Annotated in this window: 7 protein-coding genes; 6 read left to right on the top strand and 1 reads right to left on the bottom strand. The window is 34.7% G+C overall.

Translation table 11 applies throughout. From position 1 onward, the window contains the following. On the top strand, positions 1-654 hold a 654-nt coding region (nadE, locus tag J7K39_05380; GenBank protein ID MCD6179317.1), incomplete at its 5' end, for an NAD(+) synthase. 181 nt (positions 655-835) lie between these two features. Here the strand turns inward: nadE and J7K39_05375 are convergent. Next, a complete protein-coding gene (locus J7K39_05375; GenBank protein ID MCD6179316.1) occupies positions 836-2,413 on the bottom strand; it encodes a peptide chain release factor 3 in 1,578 nt (525 codons plus the stop codon). 343 nt (positions 2,414-2,756) lie between these two features. On the opposite strand from J7K39_05375, the gene J7K39_05370 reads away from it, so the two are divergent. The 5 genes from J7K39_05370 to J7K39_05350 all read left to right on the top strand — a co-directional run. After that, positions 2,757-3,455, top strand: a complete 699-nt coding sequence (locus J7K39_05370; GenBank protein ID MCD6179315.1) for a lysoplasmalogenase — start codon at positions 2,757-2,759, stop codon at positions 3,453-3,455. An 89-nt stretch (positions 3,456-3,544) separates the two neighbouring features. Further along, complete coding sequence (locus tag J7K39_05365; protein ID MCD6179314.1) at positions 3,545-3,829, top strand: septum formation initiator family protein; 285 nt, start codon at positions 3,545-3,547, stop codon at positions 3,827-3,829. Between the two features lie 185 nt (positions 3,830-4,014). Then, the gene (gene xdhB / locus J7K39_05360) at positions 4,015-6,312 is read left to right on the top strand and encodes a xanthine dehydrogenase molybdopterin binding subunit (protein MCD6179313.1); all 2,298 of its coding nucleotides are present in this window, start codon (positions 4,015-4,017) and stop codon (positions 6,310-6,312) included. 46 nt (positions 6,313-6,358) lie between these two features. Continuing rightward, on the top strand, positions 6,359-6,811 hold the full coding sequence (locus tag J7K39_05355) for an FKBP-type peptidyl-prolyl cis-trans isomerase (protein ID MCD6179312.1): 453 nt from the start codon (positions 6,359-6,361) through the stop codon (positions 6,809-6,811). Further along, on the top strand, positions 6,811-7,589 hold a 779-nt coding region (locus tag J7K39_05350; GenBank protein ID MCD6179311.1), incomplete at its 3' end, for a glycosyltransferase family 39 protein. The genes J7K39_05355 and J7K39_05350, both read left to right, overlap by 1 nt.

Raw genomic sequence — 7,589 nt, 5'->3', positions numbered from 1 at the left:
GATCACTCTATTAAAGATGCAGAAGATTTAGCAAAGAATTTAGGCTCTCCTTATGAGATTATCCCAATAAAATCTATTTACGAGAGCTTTGAAAAAGAACTAAAACCACATTTTAAAGATTTGCCCTTTGGTATTGCTGAAGAAAATATTCAAGCACGTTCGCGTGGCGTTTTATTGATGGCTTTATCTAATAAATTCGGATACATTCTTTTGAACACCTCTAATAAAAGCGAATCGGCTGTAGGCTATGGAACGCTTTATGGCGATATGAATGGTGGACTTTCCGTTATTGGAGATGTGTATAAAATTGATGTTTTTGCCTTGGCACGATATATCAATAGAAATGAGGAAATAATTCCGTGGAATACCATTAATAAACCACCTTCGGCAGAATTAAGACCAGGTCAGAAAGACTCAGATTCTTTGCCCGATTATGAAATTTTGGATGCTATCCTTTTTGAATATATCGAGAACCGAAAAGGACCAAGAGCAATTATTGAGATGGGTTATGATAAAACTTTGGTAGACCGTGTTTTAAAATTGGTAAACACCAACGAGTACAAACGATACCAAACACCACCTATTTTGCGAGTCTCAACCAAAGCTTTTGGAATGGGCAGAAGAATGCCCATTGTGGCTAAATATTTGAGTTAAGCTTTTCGGAACTACAAGTAAAGAATCGGTAGAGAAATACGCAAATTGTTGTTTGTGTTTAACACTTTTTTGACTTTTTGTTGAAAATAAAATACAGAATAGAACAAATCTGCTCAATCGAATAAACGTTTATGGAAATTTTCTTCAAGGAAGAAACACGTCTATAATTCAGTTTTAATCTTTAAAATTCCGAAGTAAAATGGAATTTAATTTTATTGTATTTCTGCATAGCCATATCCAAAGCATATTTACTCTCAGCAAGAAACACCAACCGACCTTCTTTATCTACTGCTAAACTGCCCGATTTTCGGGTCGTAAAATCATCAAGTTGTGCTTGGTCTTCGCTGGTAATCCAAGCTGTTTTATAAAGTGTAATAGGTTCGTATCGACATTTAGCACCATATTCGTGCAAGAGGCGATATTGGATAACTTCAAACTGCAAAGCACCTACGGTTCCAATAATTTTACGGGTAGAAGTTTTTCCTTTAAATAATTGAGCCACACCTTCATCCATCAACTGGTCAATGCCTTTAGCCAGCTGTTTGGATTTCATCGGATCATCATTCTCTATATATTTAAAAAGCTCAGGAGAGAAGCTTGGCATTCCTTTAAAATGAAGCACTTCACCTTCAGTCAAGGTGTCGCCAATTTTAAAATTACCCGTATCGTGTAAGCCCACAATATCACCAGGGTAAACTTCTTCAATAACAGATTTTTTTTGTGCCATAAAAGCTGTTGGACTGGAAAACCGAATTTTTTTATTGCTTCTAATGTGCCTGTAAAATACATTTCGTCTAAAAATTCCGGATGTTACTCTAACAAAAGCAATCCTGTCGCGATGATTGGGATCTAAGTTAGCGTGAATCTTAAAAACAAAACCCGTAAACTTCTCTTCAGCTGGATTTACTAATCGTTCTTCTGTTTGGTAGGGAAGAGGATTCGGTGCAATCTCAATAAAACAATTAAGCAGTTCCATTACTCCAAAATTATTCAAAGCGCTACCGAAAAATACCGGACTGATATTTCCATCAAGATACGTTTGCTTTTCAAATTTAGGATAGACTTCCGTAGCCAATTCTATTTCTTCGCGGAGAATATCAGCATCTTTTGTTCCGACTATCTCATCTAAAACAGGATCGGCAACACTACTGATTTCTATATATTCTTCAATAGTTTGTTTGGCTGGAGTAAAAAGGTTTAGCTTCTCTTCAAAAATACTGTAAACGCCTTTAAATTCCGGACCCATATTGATAGGCCAGCTTAAAGGAGTAACATTGATGTTTAGTTTTTGTTCAATCTCATCTAATAATTCAAAGCCGTCTTTTCCGTGGCGGTCGAGCTTGTTGATGAAAACAATGATCGGAATATTACGCATGCGGCAAACTTCAACCAGTTTTTCGGTTTGAGGTTCTACACCTTTTGCTACGTCAATCACTACAATAACACTATCAGCTGCAGTTAGTGTTCTGTATGTATCCTCTTGGAAATCCTTGTGACCGGGCGTATCCAGAATATTGATTTTATAGTCTTTATATTCAAAGCCCATAACCGAAGTCGCAACAGAGATTCCTCTTTGCTTCTCGATTTCCATAAAATCGGAAGTAGCCGTCTTTTTAATTTTATTCGATTTAACAGCTCCCGCTACTTGAATAGCACCACCATAAAGCAAAAGCTTTTCGGTAAGGGTTGTCTTTCCTGCATCAGGGTGACTGATAATGGCAAAAGTACGTCTACGTTTTATTTCGTCTTCTAATTTCATCTGATCATTTTTAATTTTATAGGCCAGGTGGAACATCCTAAATAAAAATATTCTTGTGTGTTAAAACTTTTTATCATGGATGTTTCATTCAGCTGAAAAATTTGGAGCGGCAAAGATAGGAAAAATGCTAATGAAAGAATGTGCTAATATGCTAATGAAAATTTAGGCCAAAAGTTTACGGCTTAATTATGCTCAGGGCAAAAAATGTGTGTTACTTTATCATCAAATCATCAAATCATCAAATCATCACATTTTCACATCATCACATTTTCACATCATCACATTTTCACATCATCACATTTTCAAATCATCACATTATTTCTTAGCTTAGCTCAAAAAAGCAATGGTATCTAAACGTTTAACTTATTTCTTCTCTTTTTCATTTTTTCTTTTGGCAATAATTGTAATGTCTGTTAGGCATTTAGGTTTGCCCGATTTAGAAAATATTTTTAAACCTTTGCTATTACCGACTTTAATGCTTTGGTTTGCTTATGATCAGCGGGCAAAAGGAATAAAAATCAACTGGATTTTTATTCTTGCTCTTTTCTTTTCTATGCTTGGCGATGTATTTTTAATGCCGCTTATCGATAATTTTATTTTAGGATTGGTTTTCTTTCTTATCTCACACCTTATTTATATTTTAGTGTTTTTAAAAGGAAATACACAGAAGATCAAACCAAATTTAAAGCAAGGACTTCTCTTTGTGTTCATTATTATTTCCATTTATTTCGGACTTTTAATAATCCTTATGCCTCCAATTATGGAATTAAATAGTCTGGTTTTATTGATAGCTGTCCCGATTTATGCAACTGTATTGCTGGCTATGGTATTATCTGCTTTTGTTTATTCGAAAGTTTATTTTTATCAATTTGGAAAATTTGTTCTGCTTGGCGGTATTTTCTTTTTTGTTTCCGATAGTATTCTCGCTATAAATAAATTTACTCTTGAGATGTCTTTAGCTCCGGTTTTGGTAATGGGAACTTATACTTTTGCTCAGTGGCTTTTGGTTTATGGTTATATGAATTCGAAAAAGAACGACTGAATTTTCTAAACAAATCATCGTTAAAAAAAAATAAGAATAGCTGTTGAAACCTTCAGTAACTCCTTTATTTTTGTGGGAGATATAAGTGTATGAAGATTCCGAAACTTTTTAATAAATACTGGATTTCAATTGGCGTTTTGTTTGTACTGTTGGCTTTTGTAGACCAATATAATTTTCGTGCGCATTATAAACTGATTAAGGAATTACGCACTTTGAAGAAAGAAAAAGCCTTTTTTCAAGAAGAGATTAAAAAAGACAGTACTTTATATCACAATTTATTTGAGGATAATGAAAACTTAGAAAAGTTTGCACGCGAAAAATATAAAATGAAAAAGTCTAATGAGGATATTTTTCTGATTATTGAGGAGGAATAAGGTATAGGTGTAAATGAAGTATATATTTTATCTGATATCAGATATTACTGAAGGATAAAGCATAAAAAGCCACTTTATCTTATAAGAAAAAATAAAATAAGATTATTTGTACTAAGTTTTAATCTAAAAACTTTGGGGAACGGTATTTCCGCGTTTTTTCTTATTTTTGAGGGAAATTTATAACTATGACAGAGCATTCAGCAGAGCATAACAGTATTCGTTTTCATGTTAGCGGCGAGTCCGTTTATATTCACGATATGAAACTTAGTGAAGATGCTTTAATTGGGCATTTGGTGTATAGCACTAAAGCACATGCCCAAATAAAAAGTTTAAACTGCTTTAAAGCAAAAGCATTGAAAGGTGTCGTTGGTATTATTTCTCATAAAGATATATCCGGAATTAATCAAATGGGACCCATTGCTAAGGATGAGCCTTGTCTTGTTGATAGCGAAGTTAATTTTATCGGGGCTCCCATAGCGTTGATTGCTGCAAAAGATAAAGAAACAGCATATAAAGCGGCTGAGTTGATTGAAATTGAATATGAGGAATTGCCTGCAATTATCGGATTAGAAGAGGCAATGGAAAAGGGCGAAACTTTTCAGGAAATTCGTAAAATTGAGGAAGGCGACTGGCAAAAAGAGATTCAAAATGCACCATATCAGCTGATAGGAGATTTATTTACAGGCGGACAAGAGCATTGGTATTTAGAAACACAAACGGCTTTGGCTGTTCCAAGAGAAGGCAATGAAATTTTGGTTTACAGCTCGTCTCAACATCCTGATGAAACGCAAGCTGTAGTTGCAGAAGTTTTGGGAATTTCCAGAAATTTAGTCGAAGTAGAAGTGAAGCGTATGGGTGGTGCTTTTGGTGGGAAAGAAACACAGGCAAATCATATTGCTGCTTGGGCTGCACTTTTGGCTAATTACACCAAACAGCCTGTCGAAATGCACCTTAGTAGAGATATCGATCAGCTAATAACAGGTAAGCGTCATCCTTTTTATTCTACTTACGAAGTTGGATTTGATAAGCAGGGTAATATTTTGGGCTTAGATGTTATGCTTAATGCCGATGGCGGATCATCTTTAGATTTGAGTATGGCTATTTTAGAACGTGCTTTATTTCATATCGACAATGCTTATTTCCTGCCTGCAGTTAGGGTTCAAGGATTGGTTTGGAAAACTAATATTCCATCTAATACGGCTTTTCGTGGTTTTGGCGGACCACAAGGAATAGCAGTTATTGAGAATATTATTGATCGTATTGCAAGATTTTTAAAGAAAGATGCAGCAGAAATTAGACAGTTGAATTTTTATGGTGAGAATAAACGAAATACTACACCTTACGGACAAAAAATAGGAGTAAACAGACTACCTATTATTTTTGAAAAATTAATGGCTTCAAGCGATTATTTTAAGCGTAGGAATTTAGTAGATCAGTTTAATGTTAAGAATGAATATGTTAAGCGTGGTTTAGCGATGACTCCCGTAAAATTTGGAATTTCATTTACTACTTCTTTTTTAAATCAAGCAGGAGCATTAGTAAATATTTATCAGGATGGTAGTGTAAACGTAAATCATGGTGGAACAGAAATGGGACAGGGTTTACATACTAAGATAAGACAAATTGCTGCCGATGTTTTAGGACTTGATGTCGACAAGTTTAATATTACGGCAACTAATACCTCAAAAGTTCCTAACGCTTCGGCAACTGCAGCATCTTCGGGTACAGATTTAAACGGAATGGCTGTAAAAAATGCTTGCGATAAATTGATTGCTCGTTTAAGCGATGCTTTTCGTGATAAGTTTCCGAAAAGCAAAGGACAGATTAAGTTTGAAAATAATCAGGTTAAAGATGGTAAATACAATATCTCATTTAGCAAATTGGTTCTTTTTGCTTATCTAAATCAGTATAGCTTAAGTGCAACAGGCTTTTATAAAACTCCCGATATTCATTTCGATAGAGAAACGGGAAAAGGTAATCCATTTCATTATTTTGCTTATGGTATGGCAGTTTCAGAAGTAGAAGTAGATATTTTAACCGGAAAACATCAGGTTCTTAGAACGGATATTTTACATGATGTAGGAAATTCGGTTAATTCACTTATTGATAAAGGTCAGATTGAAGGTGCTTTTGTTCAAGGTTTGGGTTGGGTAACTTCCGAAGAGATGAAATATAATGGAGATGGTAATTTATTAAATCGTTCCCCCGACACTTATAAAATCCCTGCTGTTACCGATATTCCAAAAGATTTTAGAGTAGAATTATTAGATAAAGCTCCAAATCCTTTGGTTATAAAAAAGAGTAAAGCTGTTGGAGAGCCTCCATTTATTCACGGATTATCGGTTTGGCTTGCATTAAAAGATGCCGTATCAGCAGTTGGACAACATAAAATAGAACCCGAATTTAAAATTCCGGCTACTCATGAATATATTGCAATGAGTTGTGAGAGCATCAAATTGAAAATGAATAAAAATGAAGTTTAACAGCTTCCTTTTTTGATATATTTGCAGGCGTAAAATTTTAAAAAAGATGAAAAAAATATTATTATTTATTTTGGCTGTTTCCTTTGGTCTAACAGCTTGTAATAAGGATGAAAATGATGCTGAGGCCCAGTTAGCTATTGATAGAGAAATTATAGAAAATTATTTAGCAGATAATGGTTTAACAGCACAGCATACAGATTCGGGTTTGTATTATATCATTGATAATCAGGGTACGGGAATAAAACCGTCGATTAGTTCATATGTTACAGTTAATTATACCGGTAAGCTTGTTGATGGTACTGTTTTTGACAGCGGTACAGCAAGTTTTTCATTAACAAATGTAATTGCCGGTTGGCAAGAAGGTATTCCTTTGTTTAATGTAGGTGGTACAGGAAAACTAATTATCCCTTCTGGTTTAGGATATGGTACTGGTGCCGTATCTATAATCCCACCTAATTCGGTCTTAATTTTTGATATCTATTTGATTAGTGTTCGCTAGTGTTTCAAAATCGTTTTCATAGAAACCTAGCTTGGCTTATAGGTCTCAGTACTATTCTGCGACTGTTCTTGGCTTCGGTGGTTGAATTGGGAAACGATGAAGTTTATTATTGGACTTACGCTCTATATCCAGATTGGAGTCATTTTGATCACCCACCTTTGGTGGGATTCTTTATACAGTTTTTTTCTTTAAATCTATTATTCGATAGTGCGCTTTTTATTCGCCTATCATCTGTCGTTTTTGCCGGAATTAATACTTGGATATTTTTCCAAATCGGAAAGAAAATTAAGAATGAACTTACAGGGTGGTATGCCGCTTTACTTTATACTGCATCGCTTTATACAAGCTTGATTGTTGGAGTTTTTATTCTTCCCGATACCCCTCAGGTTTTCTTTTGGCTACTCAGCTTGTTCTTGATGCTGGATATTCTTCCTGATAGGGATATGGCTTCTTCGAGTAAAAGAAAAATGCTTTTGCTTGGACTATTAATTGGCTTAGCAATGCTTTCTAAATATACCTCTGTTTTTCTTTGGGCAGGAGCCGGATTGTATATCTTGTTTTATAATCGTTTATGGCTAAAAACTTATCAGCTGTATTTGAGTGTTTTTATCTCCGCCCTTTTGCTTCTTCCTGTTTTGTATTGGAATTTGCAAAACGATTTTATTAGTTTCACTTTCCAAGGTGAGAGAGCAAATATTTTTAGTTCTGCTATGCGTTTTGATTTATTGGGAATAGAAATTGGCGGACAATTTTTTTACCAAAATCCCTTTGTTTTTGT

This window comes from Bacteroidales bacterium, from assembly GCA_021157585.1.
In the GTDB taxonomy this organism is placed as follows: Bacteria; Bacteroidota; Bacteroidia; order Bacteroidales; family UBA12170; genus UBA12170.
This window is presented reverse-complemented; position numbering and strand designations above follow the sequence as displayed.

Coding starts and splice junctions, on each gene's coding strand:
- J7K39_05375 (MCD6179316.1), bottom strand. CDS start 2,413: ATGAAATTAGAAGACGAAATAAAACGTAGACGTACTTTTGCCATTATC.
- J7K39_05370 (MCD6179315.1), top strand. CDS start 2,757: ATGGTATCTAAACGTTTAACTTATTTCTTCTCTTTTTCATTTTTTCTT.
- J7K39_05365 (MCD6179314.1), top strand. CDS start 3,545: ATGAAGATTCCGAAACTTTTTAATAAATACTGGATTTCAATTGGCGTT.
- xdhB (MCD6179313.1), top strand. CDS start 4,015: ATGACAGAGCATTCAGCAGAGCATAACAGTATTCGTTTTCATGTTAGC.
- J7K39_05355 (MCD6179312.1), top strand. CDS start 6,359: ATGAAAAAAATATTATTATTTATTTTGGCTGTTTCCTTTGGTCTAACA.